This window comes from Frateuria terrea (genome assembly GCF_900115705.1).
GTDB classification, from domain to species: Bacteria; Pseudomonadota; Gammaproteobacteria; order Xanthomonadales; family Rhodanobacteraceae; genus Frateuria_A; species Frateuria_A terrea.
On sequence record NZ_FOXL01000010.1, the window covers coordinates 59,601 to 80,639 of the forward strand.

At 68.9% G+C, this 21,039-nt stretch carries 19 protein-coding genes and 1 other RNA gene; 15 read left to right on the forward strand and 5 right to left on the reverse strand.

Going from position 1 to position 21,039, the window contains the following annotated elements; genetic code table 11:
- Positions 1-7: 7 nt before the first annotated feature.
- Complete coding sequence (locus tag BMZ38_RS16135; RefSeq protein ID WP_091340137.1) at positions 8-1,276, reverse strand: nucleoside permease; 1,269 nt, start codon at positions 1,274-1,276, stop codon at positions 8-10.
- Positions 1,277-1,467: 191 nt separating this feature from the next.
- Here BMZ38_RS16135 and rhtC point away from each other — a divergent pair, with 191 nt between their 5' ends.
- The gene (gene rhtC / locus BMZ38_RS16140; RefSeq protein ID WP_091340139.1) at positions 1,468-2,091 is read left to right on the forward strand and encodes a threonine export protein RhtC; all 624 of its coding nucleotides are present in this window, start codon (positions 1,468-1,470) and stop codon (positions 2,089-2,091) included.
- A 2-nt stretch (positions 2,092-2,093) separates the two neighbouring features.
- On the opposite strand, the gene BMZ38_RS16145 is transcribed toward rhtC, so the two are convergent.
- Genes BMZ38_RS16145 through BMZ38_RS16160 form a run of 4 tightly spaced genes read right to left on the reverse strand, consistent with a single transcriptional unit; the run spans position 2,094 to position 6,435 of the window.
- Positions 2,094-2,687 (reverse strand): uracil-DNA glycosylase family protein, encoded by a 594-nt coding sequence (locus BMZ38_RS16145; protein ID WP_091340141.1) that lies wholly within the window; start codon positions 2,685-2,687, stop codon positions 2,094-2,096.
- Between the two features lie 55 nt (positions 2,688-2,742).
- On the reverse strand, positions 2,743-4,110 hold the full coding sequence (locus tag BMZ38_RS16150) for an FAD-binding oxidoreductase (protein WP_091340144.1): 1,368 nt from the start codon (positions 4,108-4,110) through the stop codon (positions 2,743-2,745).
- A gap of 10 nt (positions 4,111-4,120) precedes the next feature.
- Positions 4,121-4,477: a YraN family protein gene (locus tag BMZ38_RS16155; RefSeq protein WP_091340147.1), complete on the reverse strand. Its 357-nt coding sequence runs from the start codon at positions 4,475-4,477 to the stop codon at positions 4,121-4,123.
- Positions 4,477-6,435: a penicillin-binding protein activator gene (locus BMZ38_RS16160; protein ID WP_091340149.1), complete on the reverse strand. Its 1,959-nt coding sequence runs from the start codon at positions 6,433-6,435 to the stop codon at positions 4,477-4,479. The genes BMZ38_RS16155 and BMZ38_RS16160 overlap by 1 nt, the downstream gene beginning before the upstream one ends.
- A gap of 85 nt (positions 6,436-6,520) precedes the next feature.
- Between BMZ38_RS16160 and rsmI the strand changes: the two genes are divergently transcribed.
- The 14 genes from rsmI to BMZ38_RS16230 all read left to right on the forward strand — a co-directional run bounded on the left by rsmI (position 6,521) and on the right by BMZ38_RS16230 (position 21,035).
- Positions 6,521-7,351: a 16S rRNA (cytidine(1402)-2'-O)-methyltransferase gene (gene rsmI, locus BMZ38_RS16165; RefSeq protein WP_091340152.1), complete on the forward strand. Its 831-nt coding sequence runs from the start codon at positions 6,521-6,523 to the stop codon at positions 7,349-7,351.
- A 79-nt stretch (positions 7,352-7,430) separates the two neighbouring features.
- Positions 7,431-7,794: RNase P RNA component class A (gene rnpB, locus BMZ38_RS16170), an RNA gene on the forward strand.
- 367 nt (positions 7,795-8,161) lie between these two features.
- Entirely contained in the window at positions 8,162-8,608 is a 447-nt protein-coding gene (gene mraZ / locus BMZ38_RS16175; RefSeq protein WP_091340154.1) for a division/cell wall cluster transcriptional repressor MraZ, read from the forward strand.
- A 48-nt stretch (positions 8,609-8,656) separates the two neighbouring features.
- A complete protein-coding gene (rsmH, locus tag BMZ38_RS16180; protein ID WP_091340157.1) occupies positions 8,657-9,577 on the forward strand; it encodes a 16S rRNA (cytosine(1402)-N(4))-methyltransferase RsmH in 921 nt (306 codons plus the stop codon).
- Positions 9,574-9,846, forward strand: coding sequence for a cell division protein FtsL (gene ftsL / locus BMZ38_RS16185; protein WP_091340158.1), 273 nt, complete (start codon positions 9,574-9,576; stop codon positions 9,844-9,846). The genes rsmH and ftsL overlap by 4 nt, the downstream gene beginning before the upstream one ends.
- Positions 9,843-11,654 carry a peptidoglycan D,D-transpeptidase FtsI family protein gene (locus BMZ38_RS16190; RefSeq protein WP_091340161.1) on the forward strand — a complete coding sequence of 604 codons (1,812 nt, stop codon included), beginning with the start codon at positions 9,843-9,845 and terminating at the stop codon, positions 11,652-11,654. Before ftsL ends, BMZ38_RS16190 begins: the two co-directional genes overlap by 4 nt.
- Positions 11,651-13,129 (forward strand): UDP-N-acetylmuramoyl-L-alanyl-D-glutamate--2,6-diaminopimelate ligase, encoded by a 1,479-nt coding sequence (locus BMZ38_RS16195; protein ID WP_091340163.1) that lies wholly within the window; start codon positions 11,651-11,653, stop codon positions 13,127-13,129. Before BMZ38_RS16190 ends, BMZ38_RS16195 begins: the two co-directional genes overlap by 4 nt.
- Positions 13,126-14,496, forward strand: a complete 1,371-nt coding sequence (locus BMZ38_RS16200) for a UDP-N-acetylmuramoyl-tripeptide--D-alanyl-D-alanine ligase (protein WP_091340166.1) — start codon at positions 13,126-13,128, stop codon at positions 14,494-14,496. Before BMZ38_RS16195 ends, BMZ38_RS16200 begins: the two co-directional genes overlap by 4 nt.
- Positions 14,486-15,568, forward strand: coding sequence for a phospho-N-acetylmuramoyl-pentapeptide-transferase (mraY, locus tag BMZ38_RS16205; RefSeq protein ID WP_091340170.1), 1,083 nt, complete (start codon positions 14,486-14,488; stop codon positions 15,566-15,568). Before BMZ38_RS16200 ends, mraY begins: the two co-directional genes overlap by 11 nt.
- Positions 15,569-15,570: 2 nt before the next feature.
- The gene (ftsW, locus tag BMZ38_RS16210; protein WP_091340173.1) at positions 15,571-16,815 is read left to right on the forward strand and encodes a putative lipid II flippase FtsW; all 1,245 of its coding nucleotides are present in this window, start codon (positions 15,571-15,573) and stop codon (positions 16,813-16,815) included.
- On the forward strand, positions 16,812-17,903 hold the full coding sequence (gene murG / locus BMZ38_RS16215) for an undecaprenyldiphospho-muramoylpentapeptide beta-N-acetylglucosaminyltransferase (RefSeq protein ID WP_091340176.1): 1,092 nt from the start codon (positions 16,812-16,814) through the stop codon (positions 17,901-17,903). The genes ftsW and murG overlap by 4 nt, the downstream gene beginning before the upstream one ends.
- The gene (gene murC / locus BMZ38_RS16220; protein ID WP_091340178.1) at positions 17,900-19,339 is read left to right on the forward strand and encodes a UDP-N-acetylmuramate--L-alanine ligase; all 1,440 of its coding nucleotides are present in this window, start codon (positions 17,900-17,902) and stop codon (positions 19,337-19,339) included. The genes murG and murC overlap by 4 nt, the downstream gene beginning before the upstream one ends.
- The gene (locus BMZ38_RS16225; RefSeq protein WP_281243909.1) at positions 19,336-20,307 is read left to right on the forward strand and encodes a D-alanine--D-alanine ligase; all 972 of its coding nucleotides are present in this window, start codon (positions 19,336-19,338) and stop codon (positions 20,305-20,307) included. The genes murC and BMZ38_RS16225 overlap by 4 nt, the downstream gene beginning before the upstream one ends.
- Positions 20,304-21,035 (forward strand): cell division protein FtsQ/DivIB, encoded by a 732-nt coding sequence (locus tag BMZ38_RS16230; protein ID WP_091340180.1) that lies wholly within the window; start codon positions 20,304-20,306, stop codon positions 21,033-21,035. Before BMZ38_RS16225 ends, BMZ38_RS16230 begins: the two co-directional genes overlap by 4 nt.
- Positions 21,036-21,039: the final 4 nt, after the last annotated feature.

Consider the following 21,039-nt stretch of genomic DNA (forward strand, 5'->3'; position numbering starts at 1 on the left):
AGGAGAATCAAATGCCTGCCTGGTGACCCAGGTTCGCCCGCGCCGCGTTCTCCGGGATGTGCTCGTGGCGAAAAAGGATCACGAACAGCACCGCCACCACCAGTGCATATCCGGCGAAGGTCAGCCAGATGCCGTGCCACTGCAGGGCACCGTCCGTAGCGGTGAAGAAACGCTCGATCACCTGGCCGCTGATGGAGCTGCCGAGCACCGCGCCTACGCCGTTGGTCATCAGCATGAACAGGCCCTGGGCGCTAGCCCGGATCTGCGGGTCGGCCTGGCCCTCGACAAACAGCGAGCCGGAGATGTTGAAGAAGTCGAACGCCATGCCGTAGACGACGTTCGACAGGATGATCATCCACAGCAGTTCGGCCGGATTGCCATAGGCGAAGAGGCCGAAGCGCAGTACCCAGGCGACCATGCTGATCAGCATGACCTTCTTGATGCCGAAACGCTTCAGAAAGAACGGAATGGCCAGGATGAACAGTGTTTCGGACATCTGCGAGATCGACAGCACGATGTTCGGGTAACGCACCGTGATCAGGCCCTTGTACGCGTCGACCTTGCCAAAGTCGTGCAGGAAGGTGTCGCCGTAGGCGTTGGTCAACTGCAATGCGGCACCCAGCGCCATCGCGAACAGGAAGAACACCGCCATCTTGTAGTTCTTGAACAGCGCGAACGAGCGCAGGCCGAGCACGTCGATCATCGAGGTGTGGCGGGTGTCGCGGGGCGGGCATGGCGGCAGCGAGAAAGCGTACAGGCCCAGCAGCACGGCCGCGACGCCGGCAATGCGGAACTGCCCTGGCGACATCTCGATGTGCAGCAGGCTGATCGCCCACATCGCGGCGATGAACCCGACCGTGCCCCACACGCGGATCGGCGGATACACCTTCACGATGTCCACGCCCTCCGACTTCAGCGCGTTGTAGGCCACCGTGATCGAAAGCGCGATGGTCGGCATGTAGAAACACATGTTGACCAGCATCACCCAGAACAGCGTGGCCGGGTTGTCGATCGAGGGCACCACGAACAGCATCAGCGCACCGCCCAGGTGCAGCACGCCGTACAGGCGCTCGGCGTTGATCCACTTGTCCGCGATGATGCCGGTGATCGCCGGCATGAACAGCGAGGCGATGCCCATGGTCGAGAAGATCGCGCCGAACTCGGCGCCGCCCCAGTGGCGGGTCTGGAACCAGTAGGCGCCGATGGTGGTGAGCCATGAACCCCATACGAAGAATTGCAGGAAGTTCATCACGATCAGGCGCAGCTTGATGTTCATGGCGCAAAGTCCCGCATGTGCTTTCCCCCCGCAAAAAGCCCGGGGACGAACGCCCTGGCCGCAAAGTCCGGCAGGTTAGAGAAAGGGATGCGGGTGGGCAAGGCACGGCGCAGCGCACTCTCACCGGTCGCATGATGTTGAAGCAGCCCGGAGGCCTACACTTGCGCGTCATTCCGTCGCCCGGACCCTCCATGGATCTGTTCCTCACCATCGCCATCGTTCATCTGGTTGCGCTGTTCAGTCCTGGGCCGGATTTCTTCTTTGTCTCGCAGACCGCAGTCAGTCGCTCGCGACGCCAGGCGCTGTTCGGCGTGCTCGGCATCACCCTCGGCATCAGCCTATGGTCGGCGTTGGCGTTGCTCGGGCTGCAACTGGTATTGCACCGGTTGGCGTGGCTGCAGCAGCTGATCGCCGTCGCTGGCGGTCTGTATCTCACGTGGATGGGCTTGCGCATGCTGCGTGGCGCCTTCGCGCCGGCGCCCGCCTTGCACGGTGGGGTCATGGCTACGCCCGGCGGCGAACTGGCCACGCTGCGCGCGGGCCTGCTGACCAACCTGGCCAATCCGAAGGTGGTGGTCTATTTCGGCAGCGTCTTCTCCGCTTTTCTGGGCGACCGCGCAGGCGCCGCTGCGCGTTGGGGCTTGTGGGTGCTGATCGTGGTGGAGACCTTTGCGTGGTTCACGCTGGTCGCCGCGTTCTTCGCGCTGCCGGCGATGCGCCGCAGCTACCTGCGGCTGGCGCGCTGGACCGATGGTTTCGCAGGCGCGGTATTCGTGGCCTTCGGCCTGCACCTCATCCTCGGCCGCCGCGCCTGATCCTACGAGTGCAGTATGCGGGCGACGCGTTCGCGCAACACCGGCAGCAACTCCTCCGCGAACCAGGGGTTGCGCTTGGTCCACAGCTGGTTGCGGGGGCTCGGGTGCGGCAGCGGCAGGACGCCACCGGCCAGGTGCATGCGCCAGTCACGCACCGTATCGGTCAGGCTGGCGCCGGCCAGCGGGCCGAGCAGGCCCACCTGCGCAAAGCGGCCGATCGCCAGGGTCAGGTCGACCTTCTTCAGCAGCGGCAACAGCCGCGGGTGCCAGGTGGGTGCGCATTCGCGTCGCGGCGGCAGGTCGGCGCCGCGCGCAGTGCCGGGGAAGCAGAAGCCCATCGGCACGATGGCCACCCGCGCGGCATCGTAGAACGCGGCCTTGTCCAGGCCCAGCCAGTCGCGCAGGCGGTCGCCGCTGACGTCGTCGAACGGCACGCCGCTCAGGTGCACCTTGCGCCCCGGCGCCTGGCTCACGATCAACAGCCGCGCAGTGGCGGAGGCCTGCAGCACCGGACGCACGCCGTCGGGCAACTGCGCAGCGCATATCTGACAGGCGCGGATCTCGGCGAGCAGCCGGTCGAGCGGGGAGCGGGGCATGGGGAGCATGAGGCGAAACGATGCATGGTAATCCTTGCTGCGTTCGCCCGCTTCGTCAGGGCAGCAGCTTGCCCGGATTGAGGATGCCGTCCGGATCGAAGGCGCGCTTTACCTCGCGCATCAGGTGCAGCGTCGCCGGCTGCAGCGCCAGTGGCATGAACTCGCGCTTGGCCCGGCCGATACCGTGTTCGCCGGACAGGGTGCCCCCGAGCTCGATCACCCGTGCGAAGACCGCTGCCAGGCAGGCCTGTGCGCGCTCGCGTTCGGCGGCGTCGCGCGGTAGCAGGTTGACGTGGAGATTGCCGTTGCCGGCGTGGCCGAACGTCACGACCAGCACGTCATGCTCCGCGGCCAGCTGCCGGATGCCCAGCACCAGTTCCGGCAAGCGGCTGACCGGCACCACCACGTCTTCGTTGATCTTGTCCGGCGCAATCGTGCGTTGCGCCGGCGAGAGCGCCTTGCGCGCGGCCCAGAGCTTCTGGGCTTCTTCAGTGGTGGTAGCCACGTGCAGGGACTCCAGGCCCTCGCCGCGCGCGGCGGCGGAAACCGCATGAACGGCAGCGTCGAGCGTGTCGGGCTCGCCGTCCACCTCGATCATCAGCAGGGCGCCTGCCAGCGGTACGTCGTTACCGGCATGCGCGTGTGCGAGCTTGAGCGCAGTCTCGTCGATGAACTCCAGTGCGCAGGGCGTCACCGGCTGGCCCATGATGCGCGCCACCGCCTGTGCGGCGGTGCCGACGTCCCGGTAGGTCGCGCGCAGCGTGCGGATGGCCGATGGCCTGGGTGTGAGCTTGAGCGTCGCTTCGGTCACCAGCGCCAGCGTACCTTCCGAGCCGATCAGCAGGCGGGTGAGGTCGTAGCCGGTGGCGCCCTTGCTGGTGAAGGTGCCGCAACGGAAGCCTTCGCCGGTGCCGGCGACTGCGCGCAGGCCCAACGTGTTCTCGCGCGGGGTGCCGTACTTGACCGCGCGCGGCCCTGCCGCATTGCAGGCGAGGTTGCCGCCGATGCTGCACCAGGGCGAGGAACTCGGGTCCGGTGGCCAGAACAGCCCATGTGGTGCCAGCGCGCGCTGCAGGTCGCCGTTGATCACGCCTGGTTCGACCACGGCCAGGCGGTTCGCCGGATCGATCCGCAGGATGCGGTTCATGCGCTCGAAGCTGGCGACGACGCCGCCCTCGACCGGCACCGTGGCGCCGGTGGTGTTGCTGCCGCGACCGCGCGCGACGAGCGGGATGCGGTATTGGCGGCAGGCACACACCAGCGCTTCGACCTGGGTGTGCTCGGTCGGGAAAACCACGGCGTCGGGCTGCGCGTTCAGGCGCGAGTTGTCATAGGCGTAGGCGAGGCGTTCGGCCATGCCGGTGTGCACGTCATCGCCGAAGATCGATTGCAGTGCGTGGAGGAAGGGATCGGGTAGTGGCATGACCGAAAGCTCAGTCGGCTTCGAAGGCGCCTTTCAGCCAGTGCATCTGCGCGTCGGCGGCGGGTCCGTCGTAGCTCACAACGTCGAAGCGGCAGGGACGATTGGCGTGCTGGGCATGCGCCGCCAGCCAGAGCTGCGCGGTGCGGATCAGTTTGTCCTGCTTGGCTCGCGTGACCGAGGCTGCTGCATCGCCGTGCCCCGCACGCACGCGGTAACGCACCTCGACGAACACCACTGTATCGCCCTCGCGCATGACCAGGTCCAGTTCGCCGTGGCGCGTGGTGTAGTTGCGGGCCAGCGGTTTGAGGCCGGCGCGTTCGAGCTCGCGGCAGGCGCGTTGTTCGAACGCTTCGCCGGCGGCACGCATCAGTGGTCCGCGGGCGGCAGGCCGGTCGAGCTGGACGGAGGCACGCCAGTGGAAGTGGCAGGCATCGGTGTGCTGCTGCCTTCGTTCACCGGTGGCGCTGCCGAGGGCACGTCATCCAGCTGCAGGCTGCCGGTCAGCGGGCGCGCCAGGCCGTCCTGGAAGCGTGCCCAGACCAGTACGCGGCGTACGCGGCCGAACTGGTCGGCGGCCAGCTGGCCGCTGGCGCCAGGCAGGTAGCTGCCCGGATGGTCGCGCAGCCAGTCGAGATAGGGCACCAGATTCCACGCGTCCATGCCGAACGCGAACAGCCGGGCCGAGGTGCCGCGCGCGGCGGTTAGCTGGGCGGCGATCGCATCGTGGTTGGGCAGGCCAGGCTGGGCATCGAACAGCCACGGCGCATCGGAGAATTCCACCCCGTCCAGGTCGCGGTCCGCCGCCGCGTCGTCCACGCCGGCGTAAATGTGCGAGGTGCCAAATACCGGCAGCCCAACGTGAGCGATGTGCATTTGCGGAAGCAGCAGCCGTGCCTGTTCCGGACGCATGCTGATGAAGATGCCCGTGTCGCCCGTCGGCACGGGAGCAGGGACGACCGCCACGCTGCCGGCGGCGGCCGGTGCCGACATGGCCGGTGCGGGCTCGGTACCGGCCAGTGGCGTGGCCGACGTAGGCATGTTGAGGCCGGCAATGGCATTGGCGTAGTTCACCTTGCCGGGCGGCAGCGTGGCCATGCCGGCGACGTGTCCGCCGCGCGCTTCCAGTTCTGCCTTGAAGGCGCCGGCGGCACGCTGTGCGAAGTCGTCGTCGGACACGATCACGTAGGCACCGTGGAGGCCACGTTCGACCATGTGGTCCGCGGCCTGCGCGCCTTCGGTCTCCGGCAGCAGCCCGAACTCGGTGGCGCCGGCAGCGGGCAGGCTCCTGTCGTCCGGATGGTTGAGCGCAAGCACCGGCACGGGCAGCTGCGCCTGGCCGAATACCGCTGCAACTTCGGCACGGGTGAGCGGGCCCACGATCAGTTGGGCGCCGTCGCTGGCGGCTTGCTGGTAGGCCTTCAGCGCGCTGTCGGCACTGCCGCCGCTGTCGTACACCTTTACGTTGGCACGTGGCGCGTTGTTGCGGGCGGTGTCGGCATAGGCGGCGAAGAAGCCCTGCCGGATCGCGCCGCTGGCGCCGGCGAAGTTGCCGCCCAGCGGCAGCAGCAACGCCACGTTCGCGGGCATGCGATAGCCCTCGCGCACGTTCGCGTTGGCGCCGGGCAGCATGGTGCCGACCGGCTGGTCGAGGTCCGGCTGTGGCTGCGCCACCGGCACGCCGAGCTGGGTCAGCGCCTCGTTGATCCAGGGCAGCATGCGGTCGCCCTGGTGCATGGCAGTGCCGCGGCGCTTGAGCGGTTCGACGCCCAGGCGGCCGAGCAGGTCGAGGATCTGCTTGCGATTCTGCGTGTGGTCCAGGCCTTCGAGCTGCGGATCCATCTGCACGCGCGTGCGCGCGGCACCCCACAGGTCACCGCTGGCTTCCATGGCGCGGGCGCGCAGTTCGAGCAGGCGCAGTTCGAGTGCGGATGGCACCGGCGTGGGCTGGGTGGTCAGCTGCAGCGCGGTGTGCGCATCGTGGTGGGCGAGCGCCAGTTCGGCGCGGAGCAGGTCGTAGCGGGCGGCGTCTTCGGCCTCCAGGCGTGGACGGTGCACCTGGTCGAGCAGCGGCGTGGCCTGGTCGATGGCGCCTTCCTCGCGGTACACCTCTGCCGCCATGACGCGGTAGTGGTCGGCGTCGCCGGTCTGTCGCGCAAGATCGAGATAGGCCTGCACGGCCTGGTCGAACTGGCCCTGGCTGGCGAGCTGCTCGGCGTGCTGCGCGGCGGCCAGTTCCTGCGGCGAGCGGGTCACCTTGGTCGGCACGCAGGCGCTTGAGGCCAAGGCGATCAGCAGGCCGAGGCCGGCGGCGCGGAGCAATCGCATGGAGTGTCCCTTGGTCGTGGTCGACATGGTGAGCGATCATAGCCGATCGTGCCGCGCGCCCTTTGCACACTGCCCCGGAGTTCCGATGCCTACTGTCCAGCCCGGCTATCTGTCGGTGGTCGCCACGCCGATCGGCAACCGCGACGACATTTCGGCGCGCGCGATCGCGACGCTGCGCGCGGCCGATGTGATTGCGGCGGAGGACACCCGCCACAGCCGGCCGCTGCTGCTTCACCACAACGTCGACGTGCCGCTGGTGGCGCTGCACGAGCACAACGAGCGCGAGGTGGTCGACGGTCTCGTGCGGCGCATGCTGGAAGGGCAATCGGTCGCGTTGATTTCCGACGCGGGCACGCCGCTGGTCAGCGACCCGGGCTTCCGCCTGGTGCGTGCGGCGCGCGCGGCAGGCATCCGCTGCGTGCCGGTGCCCGGTGCCTGTGCTGCCATCGCGGCGCTGTCGGTCGCCGGCCTGCCCAGCGACCGTTTCGTCTTCGAGGGTTTCCTGCCGCCGAAGGCGGCCGCACGGCGCAGCCGCCTGCAGGAGCTGGCGGGCGAGCCGCGGACGCTCATCTTCTATGAGTCCTCCCATCGTGTGGCCGAAAGCCTGGCCGACATGCGCGAGGTGTTCGGCGGCGCGCGCGAGGCCGTGCTGGCGCGTGAACTGACCAAGCTGTTCGAGACAGTGATCGGCGAGCCGCTTGATGAGCTGGCCGAGCGCGTGGCTGGCGACCCGGACCAGCAGCGTGGCGAGTGCGCGATCCTCATCGGCGGGCGCGGCGAAGAGGCTGACGCGCGGCTGGCCGAAGGACAGCGGGTGTTTGCGCTGCTGCGTGAGGAGTTGTCTCCGGCGAAAGCCGCCAGGCTCGCCGCGGCCATCACTGGCGCGCCGCGCAAGAGCCTGTACGAAGCATCGTGAGCCGCTCAACCTGCCGTCGGCTGACCGCGTGGGCGCGACAGGGCCCGCCCATGCATCACATTCCACTACAATCGGCGATGGAGTCGGCCGGACAGTCGCGTCGCATCACAAGTGCGTCGAGGAAAGTCCGGGCTCCGCAGGGCAGGGTGCCAGGTAACACCTGGGCGGCGCGAGCCGACGGCCAGTGCAACAGAGAGCAGACCGCCGATGGCCCGCAAGGGCACAGGTAAGGGTGAAAGGGTGCGGTAAGAGCGCACCGCGTGCGGGGTCAACGCCGCACGGCACGGTAAACCCCACCCGGAGCAAGACCGAATAGGGGAACGATAACGCGGCCCGCGTTGTTCCCGGGTAGGTCGCTGGAGCCAGGTGGCGACGCCTGGCCGAGAGGAATGACTGTCGCGCCGCAAGGCGTACAGAACCCGGCTTACAGGCCGGCTCCGCCTCTTGCGGCGGCGCGCGCTCCGCGCGTCGCCAGGGAAGGGCCAGGGTGGCGCGAGGGATCGCGCCACCCTGGCCCTTTTTCGTTCCGGCCGCGCGGCCCGCTCCCGCGTGGGTCGGGCCAGGGCCTGAACGGGTAGTTCATGTCCCCTCCTTGCCGGTCACGAAAAGCCCGTGATCTGACGCACAAACGATTTGGAAATTTCCCCAGCTTTCAATCACCTTGCCGACCTTCCTCCGAAACGGCTGGAAATACGTCCACACTTCCGCCTTTCTCCTTGATTCGCAAGCAAAATTCCCTTGACGTCTCAAAAGGCGAGACGTATCGTGGGACCCTGTGTGAAATCGTGGGAATCAGTGGAGTCCACTCGGGTGTTCCAGGGCGAGACCGCCATCACCGTTGACGACAAGGGCCGGCTGGCCATCCCGACTGCGTATCGGGAGCTGGTCGCGGGCGCCTGCGCCAATCGGCTGGTGGTCACCTACAGCCCGTTCGAGACAGGCTGCCTGTGGCTGTTTCCCTACGCCGAGTGGGAAAAGGTACGCGACCAGGTCAACGCGCTGCCCATGGTCAAGGCGCCGCATCGCAACCTGCAGATGAAGCTGGTGGGCGCGGCGACCGTGGTCGAGCCGGATGGCGCCTCGCGCGTCCTGCTGCCGGCCAGCCAGCGTGCCGCTGCCGGCATCGAGAAGAAAGCTGTTCTGCTGGGCATGGGCAACAAGTTCGAGCTGTGGAGCGAACAGGCGCACCTGGCCAAGATCCGCCAGACCCTCGGCGAAGACGACATCACTGACGACATGGCGGACCTGCGCCTCTAAGGCGCGGTGCTTTCGGTGCGGGACGAAGACGGGACGGGAGAGTGCGGCGTGGCCGAGTTGCGGCACATCCCGGTGATGCTGGGCGAAGCGGTGGAGGGCCTTGCCGTGCAGGCAGGCGGGCGGTATCTGGATGGCACCTTCGGGCGCGGCGGTCACGCTCGCGCGGTGCTGTCGCGCCTGGGGCCGGACGGCCGGCTGCTGCTCATGGATCGCGACCCTGCCGCCGTCGCCGCCGCCCGCGAGGCCTTTGCAGACGATGCGCGCGTGTCGATCCGCCACGGCAATTTCGCGGACCTGGCCGAGTGGGATGAAACCGCCGCCGGCCTCGACGGTGTGCTGCTCGACCTGGGCGTTTCCTCGCCCCAGCTGGACGAGGCCGCACGCGGCTTCAGCTTCATGGCCGACGCGCCGCTGGACATGCGCATGGACACCACGCAGGGCGAGAGCGCTGCGCAGTTCCTCGCCCGTGCCGACGAGCACGAGATTGCCGATGTGCTGTGGACCTTCGGCGAGGAGCGCTTCAGCCGCAAGATTGCCCGTGCCATCGTGGCGCGCCGCGCCGAGGCGCCGATCGCGCGCACCGGCGAGCTGGCCGCGCTGATCGAGCGCACCATCGGCCGCCGCGAGCCCGGCAAGCACCCGGCCACGCGCAGCTTCCAGGCCCTGCGCATCCGCGTGAACGGCGAGCTCGATGCCGTTCAGCGCGGCCTTGATGCGGCGCTGGAACGGCTCAAGGTCGGTGGGCGGCTTTCGGTGATCAGCTTCCACTCGCTGGAGGACCGCGCGGTCAAGCACTTCATTCGTGATCATTCCGGTCGCGTGCAGGGCAGCCGGCGTGGTCCGCCGGTGGCGGCGAAGCCCGCGCGGCTGGCTGCGGTCGGCAAGGCGCGTTTTCCATCCGAGCAGGAGCTTGCGGTCAACCCGCGTGCACGTTCGGCGGTGTTGCGCGTGGCGGAGAAACTCGCATGAGGGCGCTTGCCGGCGTCGCGTTGGTGATCCTGCTGCTGGCCGTGCTGGCCAGCGCGATCGGCGTGGTATGGACGCGCCACGAGAGCCGCGTGCTGTTCGTCGACCTGACCCGCCTGCAGAACCAGCGCGACGAACTCAACGTCGAGTACGGCCGGCTCGAACTGGAGCAGGCGACCTGGGCCGAGCCGCGGCGCATCGACCAGGAAGCGCGCAGCAAGCTCGGCATGGTCACGCCGAAGCCGCAAGACATCCAGCTGGTGCGCCGATGAATCCGCGCCGGCCGATGCAGCCATCCCCCGGTGGCCGCCGCCGCGGCGCCGGCCCCAGCCCGCGCCGGCGCATGCTGCTGGTGGTTGGCGTGCTGTCGCTGGCCTCGCTCGGGCTGGTTGCGCGCGCGTTCGACCTGCAGGTGATGCAGAAGCAGTTCTACCAGGACCAGGGCGACGCACGTTTCCTGCGCGAGGTGAAGATCCCGGTCTCGCGCGGCACCATCTTCGACCGCAACGGCGAGCCGCTGGCGGTGTCCACGCCGGTGATGTCGATCTGGGCCAATCCGCCGCAGGTGCTGGAAAATGCCGACCGCATTCCCGACCTCGCAGCCGCGCTCGGCGTCGATGCCGGCGAACTGAAGGAACACCTGGCCCAGCGCGCCGATCGCGAATTCGTCTACCTGCGCCGGCAGATGCCGCCGGAGGCCGCGCAGGCGGTATTGGACCTGGACATTCCGGGCATCAATGCGCAGCGCGAATTTCGCCGCTACTACCCCTCCGGCGAGGTGACCGCGCACGTGCTCGGCTTCACCAACATCGACGACCACGGGCAGGAGGGACTCGAGCTCGCCTTCGACGACTGGCTGTCCGGCAAGCCTGGCGCCAAGCGGGTGATCCGCGACCGCATGGGCCATGTGGTGGAGGACGTCGAGCAGGTGCGCGAACCCAAGCCGGGCAAGAACCTGACCCTCAGCATCGACCGGCGCATTCAGTTCCTTGCCTACAACGAGCTGAAGAATGCGCTGACCGAGTTCGACGCGGCCTCCGGATCGATGGTGATCCTGGACGTGCCTACCGGCGAAGTGTTGGCGATGGTCAACCTGCCGACCTACAACCCCAATGCGCTGGCCGGCAGCAAGTTCTCCGACCGCCGCAACCGTGCCGTCACCGACCTGATCGAACCTGGCTCGACGATCAAGCCGGTGCTGATGGCTGCCGCCTTGTCCAGCGGCAAGTACACGCCGACCAGTCCGCTGATCGACACCACCGGAGGTCACTGGTACTTCCAGGGACACGACATCCACGACACGCACAACTACGGGCTGCTCACGCCGACCGGCGTGATCACCAAATCGAGCAACGTGGGTGCGGCGCGTATCGCCATGACGCTCGATACGGCGCTGATGTACAACACTTATCGCGCCTTCGGCTTCGGCAACAGCACCAACAGCGGCTTTCCGGGCGAATCTTCCGGCCTGCTGCGCATCGGCCGTGACTGGCGCCCGCTGGAACAGGCGATCATGGGCTACGGCTACGGCCTGAACGTGACGCCGCTGCAGCTGGCCAACGCTTACGCCACACTTGGCGACCACGGCGTCATGCATACGCCAAGCTTCATCAAGGGCGCCGACAACGACCCCCGGGCGATCGTCTCGCCACAAGTGGCCGACGAGATCGTTCAGATGATGGAGACGGTCACCGCCCCGGGCGGCACCGCGACCACCGCCCGCATCGCCAACTACATCGTGGCGGGCAAGACCGGCACTGCGCACAAAGCCGCAGCAGGCGGCTATTCGCGCACCAACTACACCGCTGCCTTCGCCGGCCTGGTGCCGGCAAGCCATCCGCGGCTGGTCGGCGTGGTGATCATCGACGACCCGCAGAAGCGCAGCTACTACGGCGGCATGGTGTCGGCTCCGGTGTTCGCGCGGGTGATGGAGGGCGCGCTCCGCCTGCTCGACGTGCCGCCGGACAACATCGGACGCTGGTACGCCGGCGGACCCCTGATGAGTCCGAACGGCCTGGCCGGCAGCAAGCCGCCCACCGACACGCCGATCGATGACGCGCCCGTGGAGGATGAGCCGTGACGACGCTCCCGCTCTCCACGTTGCTGGACGGTTTCGCCGACGCAGGTGCGCTCGGCGATCTTCGTATCTGCGGCCTCAACCTCGACTCGCGCCAGGTGCAATCCGGCGAGGCGTTCGTCGCGCTGCGCGGCACCCGCGCGCACGGCATCGCCTTCGCCGCCGAGGCGGTGGCGCGCGGCGCCGCGCTGGTGCTGGCCGAAGCGCCGGCGGTGGCGGGTTTCACGCCCGGCGTGCCGGTGCTGTGGATCGACGACCTGCACGCGCGCCTGGGCGAAATCGCCGCGCGCTATTACGGCCACCCCTCGCGCGCGTTGCACATCGTCGGCGTCACGGGTACCAACGGCAAGACTTCGACCGTGCAGCTGATCACCCAGGCGCTGTCGCGGCTGGGCCGCAGCGCGGCCAGCATCGGCACGCTGGGCGCCGGCCTGTACGGCGCACTCGACGAGGGCGAACGCACCACGCCGGATGCGATCAGCGTGCAGCGGCTGTTGGCGCGGTTCCGCGACCAGGGCGCGACGCACGTGGCGATGGAGGTCTCCTCGCATGCGCTCGAGCAGGGGCGCGTCGGTGCGGTCGGCTTCGAGGTCGCGGCGTTCACCAACCTGACGCGCGACCACCTCGACTACCACGGCACGATGGAAGCCTACGGAGCGGCCAAGGCCAAGCTGTTCGCCCTCCCCGGGGTGAAAGCCGCCGCGGTCAACGTGGACGACGCCTTCGGCAGCGCGCTCGCCGATCGCCTGCCGAACGGCATGCGCATACTGCGCACCAGCATCGGCGGCACGACTGACGTCAGCGCGGCCGACGTCGTGACCTCGGCCGAGGGGCTATGCTTCGAACTACGCACGCCATGGGGCGCGCACGCGATCCGCAGTGCGCTGCTCGGCCGCTTCAACGTGGCCAACCTGCTGGTGGTGGTGGCCTGCCTGGGCGCGCTGGGCGAGCCGTTCGCACGCATCGTCGAGGCGGTCGAGGCGCTCACGCCGGTCAACGGCCGCATGAACCGCCTCGGCGGCGACGGTCGCCATCCGCTGGTGGTGGTCGACTACGCGCACACGCCCGATGCGCTGGAACAGGCGCTGACCGCGCTGCGCGCGCACTGCGCCGGCCGGCTGGTCTGCGTGTTCGGCTGCGGCGGCGAGCGTGACGCGGGCAAGCGTCCCCAGATGGGCGCGATCGCCGAGCGGTTGGCCGATCTGGCGATCGTCACCGACGACAACCCACGCGGCGAGAACGGCGATCTCATCGTGGCGCAGATCCGCGCCGGCATGCAGCGCGCCGCCACGGTCGAGCGTGACCGCGCCGCAGCCATCGGCCTGGCGATCGCCCAGGCCGGCGCCGACGACGTGGTGCTGATCGCCGGCAAGGGTCACGAGACCTACCAGGAAGGCGCCGCCGGCAAGCGCCCGTTCGACGACCTCGCCGTCGCCCGCGCTGCGCTCGCCGGTCCGGCCCGGGAGAACCACGCATGATGCGTCTCTCCGAAATCGCGGTATGGACTGGCGGCAACCTGCTCGGCCCCGACCTGCAGGTGGCCGGGGTGGCGATCGATACCCGCCGGCTGAAGTCGGGCGAGTTGTTCGTGGCGATCAAGGGCGAGCGCGTCGACGGCCACGACTTCGTGCGCGAGGCCGCGCTTCGAGGGGCCGCCGCGGCGCTGGTCACCCGCCGTGTCGATGTCGACCTGCCGCAGGTGCTGGTCAATGACACCCAATTGGCGATCGGCGACCTCGCCAGTGCAGTGCGTGCGCAGCGCGACGTGCGCCTGGTCGGTATCACCGGCTCCAACGGCAAGACCACGGTCAAGACGCTGACCGCCTCGATCCTGTCGCGCCACGGTCGCACGCACGTCAATGCGGGCAACTACAACAACGAGCTGGGCCTGCCGCTGACCCTGCTGGCGATGCCTGCCGACAGCGAATACGCGGTGCTGGAAATGGGCGCCGGCAAGCCGGGCGACATCGCCTATCTCGCCGCCATCGCGCGGCCTGACATTGGCCTCGTCAATACCATTGCACCGGCGCACCTTGAGCGGATGGGCAGCCTCGAGGGCGTGGCCGAAACCAAGGGCGCCCTGTACCAGGCGCTGCCGGCCGACGGTGTGGCGATCATCAATGCCGACGACGCCTTCGCGGGATTCTTCGAAGGCCTGGCCGGCTCGCGCGCGACGCTGCACTTTGGCCTGGATGGACACGTCGACGTCGGCGCGACCATCCTCGAGCAGCGCGTCGACGGCTCGCGCTTCCTGTTGCGCACGCCCGAGGGCGAGGCCGAGGTGGCGCTGCCGCTGGCTGGGCGCCACAACATTGCCAACGCGCTGGCCGCGGCGTCGATCGCGCTGGCGCTGGACGTGCCGCTGGCGACGATCGTCGCCGGCCTGCAGCACGTGCCAGGCGTGCCTGGCCGGCTGCGCAGCGAAGCGATGCCCGGCGGCTGGACCCTGGTCGACGACAGCTACAACGCCAATCCCGGCTCGGTCGGCGCGGCGATCGACACGCTCGCGCTGGCCACCGGCGAGCGCTGGCTGGTGCTCGGCGACATGGCCGAGCTTGGCCCCGAGGCACGCGCACTGCACGAAGGCATCGGCGCACGTGCGAAGGCAGCCGGCATCGAGCGGCTGTTCGCGGTCGGCCCGCTGAGCGCGGCGGCAGCGAAGGCCTTCGGCGCGGGCAGCGAGCATCACGCGGACAAGGCCGCCCTGGCCGACTCGCTCGCGCGGCAGTTGCATGCCGGCCTCACGGTGCTGGTCAAGGGCTCGCGGTCGGCCGGCATGGAGCAGGTGGTGTCCGCACTCAAACAATCCCACGACGCCTCCGGAGGCCCGATCAATGCTGCTTGAGCTGGCCGACTGGATGGCACGGCATTTCACCGCCCTGCACCTGTTCCAGTACATCACCTTCCGCACGATCATGGCGGCGCTCACCGCGCTGGCGATGTCGCTGCTGCTGGGACCGGGCCTGATCATGCGGCTGGCCGCGCTCAAGGCCGGCCAGGTGGTGCGCAGCGACGGCCCGCAGACGCACCTGGTCAAGGCCGGCACGCCGACCATGGGCGGGGTGATGATCCTGCTGGCGATCGCCATTGCCACGCTGTTGTGGGCCGACCTGCACAACCGCTACGTGTGGATCGTGCTGGCGGTGCTGATCGCCTTCGGCGCAATCGGTTTCTACGACGACTACAAGAAGCTCGTGCTGAAGGACAGCCGCGGGCTGGCCTCGCGCTGGAAGTATTTCTGGCAGTCGGTGTTCGGGCTGGCGGCGGCGGTGTTCCTCTACAAGACCGCCCAGCTGCCGCCCGAGACCGCGCTGTACGTGCCGCTGTTCAAGCAGGTGGCCGTGCCGCTGGGCGTGCTGTTCGTGGTGGTGGCCTACTTCATGGTGGTGGGTTTCTCCAACGCGGTGAATCTCACCGACGGCCTGGACGGCCTGGCGATCATGCCCTCGGTGCTCGTGTCCGGCGCGCTGGGCGTGTTCGCCTACCTGGCCGGCAACAAGGTGTTCTCCGAGTACCTGGGCATCCCGTCGATCCCCGGTGCCGGCGAGCTTTCGATCTTCTGCGGCGCGCTGGCGGGCGCGGGCCTGGGCTTCCTGTGGTTCAACACCTACCCGGCGCAGGTATTCATGGGCGACGTGGGCGCACTCGCCATCGGCGCGGCGCTGGCCTGCGTGGCGGTGATCGTGCGCCAGGAGATCGTGCTGATCGTGATGGGCGGCGTGTTCGTGCTCGAGACCGTCTCGGTGATGCTGCAGGTAGCCAGCTTCAAGCTGACCGGCAAGCGCATCTTCCGCATGGCGCCGATCCATCACCACTTCGAGCTGAAGGGCTGGCCCGAACCGCGGGTGATCGTGCGCTTCTGGATCATCAGCGTCGTGCTGGTGCTGATCGGCCTTGCCACGTTGAAGGTGCGCTGACGATGTTCGGCTTCGGTTCCAGCCAGGCGATCAAGCGGCAAGGGCCGCGCGGCAGCTTCGACCTGCCGTTGCTGGTCGCGCTCGTCGGACTGGCCGGCCTGGGTGTGGTGATGGTCACCTCCAGCTCCATTGCCGTGGCCGACAGCCAGCACATCGGCGCGTTCTACTATTTGAAGAAACACCTGTTCTACCTGGCGCTCGGCCTGGTGCTGGCCGGCCTGGCCATGCGCACCGAACTTAAGCAGGTGGAGAAATACGCGTTCCCGCTGCTTCTGGTCGGCGGAGCGATGCTGGTGGCGGTGTTCGTGCCGCACTTCGGCATGCGCATCAATGGCGCGCGGCGCTGGCTGAACCTGATCGTGTTGAGCTTCCAGCCGGTCGAGGCGGTCAAGCTGATCCTCGTCGTTTATGTGGCGAGCTTCCTGGTGCGCCACCGCGAGAGCGTCGAGACCCGGTTCTGGGGATTGCTGCGGCCGGTGCTGGTCGCCGGCATCATCGTGCTGCTGCTGCTCGCGCAGCCGGATTTCGGTTCGGCCACGCTGATCATCGCGGTCACCATCGGCATGGTGTGGCTCGGCGGCGCGCGGCCGCTGTACCTGATGCTGATGGGGCTGCCGCTGATGCCGCTGCTGGCCATCGCCGCGACCAGCGAGAGCTACCGCATGAAGCGGCTGACCTCGTTCATGGATCCGTGGAAGGATCCGTTCAACGACGGCTTCCAGCTGACCCAGTCGCTGATGGCGATCGGTCGCGGCGAGTGGACGGGCGTGGGGCTGGGGTCGAGCGTGCTCAAGCTCTCCTACCTGCCCGAGGCGCACACCGACTTCATCCTTGCGGTCATTGGCGAGGAGCTTGGTCTGGCAGGCATCGCGCTGGTCATCGGCCTGTTTGCGCTGGCGGTGGGGCGCGGCCTGTACCTGGGTCTGAAGGGCGTCGAAGTCGGCCAGCGCTTCGCCGGCTACGTCGCCTTCGGCGTGTCGTTGATGCTGGGTCTGCAGGCGATGGTGTCGATCGGCGTCAATCTCGGTGCGCTGCCGACCAAGGGCCTGACCTTGCCGCTGATTTCCTCGGGCGGCTCGTCGGTGCTGATGACCTGCGCCATGGCCGGCGTGCTGTTGCGCGCCACGTTCGAAATCAACCGCGCGCTGGATGCGCGCCAGATGGCCACACGTATGCCGGCGATGGCCGTGGCGGATGCCAATGCTGCGGTGGCATCGCCGCGCGAGCGCGAGGCGGTGGCAGCATGAGCGCCTCCAACGCACCCGTCCTGATCATGGCTGGCGGTACCGGCGGCCACATCTTTCCAGGCCTGGCCGTGGCCGACGTGCTGCGCGCGCAAGGCGTGCCGGTGGCATGGCTGGGCGCGGCCGGCGGGATGGAGACGCGGGTGGTGCCGGCACACGGCATCGAGCTGCACACGATCGCGGTCGGTGGCTTGCGCGGCAAGGGCCTGAAGACGCGCCTGCTGGCGCCGCTGATGCTGGCGCGCTCGCTCGTCGCCTCGCTGCGCGTGCTGCGCCGCGTGCGTCCGCGCAGCGTGCTGTCGATGGGCGGTTATGTGGCCGGACCCGGCGGCGTGGCCGCACGGCTGACCGGCACGCCGCTGCTGGTGCACGAGCAGAACCGCGTGGCCGGCTATACCAACCGCAAGCTGGCCGGCTTCGCGCGTCGCGTGCTGGCCGGCTTTGCCGATGCGCTGCCGAACGGCGAATGGGTTGGAAATCCGGTGCGCGCGAGCATCGCTGCGCTGCCTTCGCCGTCGGTACGTCTAGGCGAACGCACCGGACAGCCGCACCTGCTGGTGCTGGGCGGAAGCCTTGGCGCCCGCGCGCTTAACCTCGCCCTGCCGCAGGCGTTGGCGCAGCTACCGGCCGACCAGCGTCCGCACGTGCGCCACCAGTGCGGCAGCCGTGGTGTGGACGAGGCCCGCGCTGCCTACGCGCAGGCTGGCGTCGAAGCCGAGGTCGTTCCGTTCATCGAAGACATGGCCGCCGCCTATGGCTGGGCCGACCTCGCCGTCTGCCGCGCGGGCGCGCTGACCATCGCCGAACTCACCGCGGCCGGCCTGGGCGCGGTGCTGGTGCCATTCCCCTACGCGGTGGACGACCACCAGACCGGCAATGCGCAGGCGCTGGTGGAAGCGGGCGCCGCCGAACTGATCCAGGAACGCGATTTGGACGTACGACACCTCGCGCAGCGCCTGGCTGCGCTGCTCGCCGATCGCGCACGGCTGGTCGCCATGGCCGAGGCCGCGCGCATGCAGGCCAAACCGGACGCGGCCGCGACGATCGCTGCCGCCTGCCTCGACGCAGCATGTCCGGGGGTGGCTGCATGACGCCCCGCCGGCTGCTCGCGCACGAAGACCTGATGACCACGTTCCGTCGCGTGCATTTCATCGGCATCGGCGGGGTGGGCATGAGCGGCATCGCCGAGGTGCTGCACAACCTTGGCTACGCCGTGTCCGGCTCGGACAAGGCCAACTCGCCGACCGCGCAGCGGCTGGCTGCGCTCGGCATCGACGTGCGCATCGGCCATGAAGCCGGGCACGTGGGCGATGCCGACGTGGTGGTGACCTCCAGCGCGATCCGCCAGGACAATCCCGAACTCGTCGCCGCCCGCGCGGCGCGGATCCCGGTGATCCCGCGCGCGGAGATGCTGGGCGAGCTGATGCGCTTCCGCCGGGGTGTCGCCATCGCCGGTACGCACGGCAAGACCACCACCACCAGCCTGGTGGCCAGCGTGCTGGCCGAGGCCAATTACGACCCGACCTTCGTGATCGGCGGACAGCTCAACGCGGCCGGCGCCAATGCCCGGCTGGGCACCGGCCAATACCTGGTCGCCGAGGCCGACGAGTCGGATGGCTCGTTCCTGCTGCTCTCGCCGGTGATCGCCGCAGTCACCAACATCGACGCCGACCATCTGGAAAACTACGGCGGCGACTTCGCGCAGGTGAAGAAGGCCTTCGCCGACTTCCTGCACCGTCTGCCGTTCTACGGCCTGGCCGTGTTGTGTGTGGACGACGACGAAGTGGCGAAGCTGGCGAAGGACACCACGCGCCGCGTGATGACCTACGGCATCGTTTCGAAGGACGCCGACGTGCGCGCCGCCAACGTGCGCCAGGACGGCTTCCAGATGCACTTCGACCTGCAGCTGCCCGGCCGGCCCGCACCGCTGCCGGTAACGCTCAACCTGCCGGGCCGGCACAACGTGCTCAACGCCCTGGCGGCCGCCACGATCGGCTGGCAACTCGGCGTCGAGGCCGAGGCGATCGCCCGTGCGCTGGAGAACTTCCAGGGCGTTGGCCGGCGCTTCCATCGTCGTGGCGAGCTCAGGCTCGAGCAGGGCAGCGTGCTGCTGGTGGACGACTACGGCCACCATCCGCGCGAGTTGGCCGCCGTGTTCGCCGCCGCCCGTGGCGGCTGGCCGGACCGGCGCCTGGTGGTTGGCTTCCAGCCGCACCGCTACAGCCGCACGCGCGACCTGCTGGACGACTTCGCCAACGTGCTGGCCGAGGCCGACGTGCTGGTGCTGACCGAGGTCTACCCGGCCGGCGAGGCGCCGATCGCCGGCGCCGACGGCCGCGCGCTGGCGCGCGCCGTGCGTGCGCGCGGCAAGGTCGATCCGGTGCTCGTCGAACACCCGCGCGATTTCAAGGACACCCTGCCGACGCTGCTGCGTGATGGCGACCTGCTGCTGCTGCTCGGTGCCGGCGACATCGGCGCGGCGGCGGTGGAACTCGCGCAGGCCGGCCACCTGAGGACTGCCAAGTGAACGCTCAACCGAAGATCACGCCCACCAGGATCACAGATCCCGCCCAGTTCGGCCGGGTCGCCGTGGTGATGGGCGGCAGCTCCGCCGAGCGCGAGGTTTCCCTCGACTCCGGCCGCAACGTGCTGGCGGCACTGAAGAGCCGCGGTGTCGATGCGCACGCGATCGACGGCATCCCGGCGCTGCTCGATGCCCTGCGCGCGGGCCACTTCGCGCGCGTGTTCAACATCCTGCACGGCCAGCACGGCGGCGGCGAGGACGGCGTGTTGCAGGGGGCGCTCGAATCGCTCCACGTGCCCTATACCGGCTCGGGCGTGCTCGGCTCGGCGCTGTCGATGGACAAGGTGCGCTCCAAGCGCGTGTGGCAGTCGCTCGGCCTGCCGACGCCGAAGTTCGTGGCACTGCCGCGGGGCGCCGACGCGCAAGCGGTCCGTGCCGCGGCCAGGCAGATCGGTTTCCCGCTGATCGTCAAGCCGGCCTGCGAAGGTTCCAGCGTGGGTGTCACCCGCGTGTTCGAGGAAGGGCAACTCGACAGCGCGGTCGAGCTGGCCGCGCGGTACCCGGGCGACCTGTTGATGGAGACTTTGATCGAGGGCGACGAAATGACCGTCGGCATCCTCGGCCGGCAGGTGCTGCCTTCGATCCATATCGTGCCCAAGGGCACGTTCTACGACTACAACGCCAAGTACGTCGCCGAGGACACGCAATACCTCTGCCCGGGCCTGCAGGGCGCAGCCGAGGATGAGCTGCGTGCACTGGCGCTCGAGGCCTTCGATGCACTCGGCTGCCATGGCTGGGGCCGCGTGGATGTGATGCGCGACCGCAACGGCCGCAACTGGCTGCTGGAGGTGAACACCGCGCCGGGCATGACCTCGCATTCGCTGGTGCCCAAGGCGGGCAAGGCTGCCGGCATCGGATACGAGGACGTCTGCTGGCGCGTGCTGGAAACCAGCTTCCGGGAGGACCTGTGAGGGGAGCCATCCGCCTCGTTGCCTGGTGCCTGGCCATCGCACTGGTGGTGCTGCCGGTCGTGGGCGTGTTGCGCGGCTGGTTTGCCGCCGACCGCTGGCCGGTGACGCAGCTGACCGTGCAGGCCGAGTTCAAGCACGTGAGCGCGGACCAGATCCGCGCCGCCGTGTTGCCGAGACTCGGCCACGGCTTCTTTGCGCTGGACCTGGATGCCGTGCAGCAGGCGGTTGCGGCGCTGCCGTGGGTGGAATCGGTGGAGGCGCGCAAGCGTTGGCCGGACACGCTGATCCTGCGCATCTACGAGCGTCAGCCATTCGCGCGCTGGAATGGCACCCGCTTGATCAGCCGCCAGGGTGTGCTGTTCGACGGCGGCAAGGACGCGGCAACCGCGCCGCTGCCCGACCTGCATGGCCCGGATGCGCAGATGCCTGAGGTCGTGGGCTTCTATGCCGATGCCCTCAAGGCCGTGGCAGGCACGCCACTGAAGGTCGCCGGCGTGGCGCTGTCCGAGCGCGGCAGCTGGAGCCTGGCGACCGCGAGCGGCGCGCAGATCGTGCTGGGCGACCGCGCCCAGGCCGGCAAGCGCCTGCGCCGCTTCCTCGATGTCTACCCGCAGGTGATGGCCGGCCACGGCGCCGCCTTCGCCTACGCCGACCTTCGCTACACCAATGGATTCGCCGTGCGCTGGCCCGACGCCGCCGTACCTGCCGCGGGGACGCCCCGCACATGAGCCT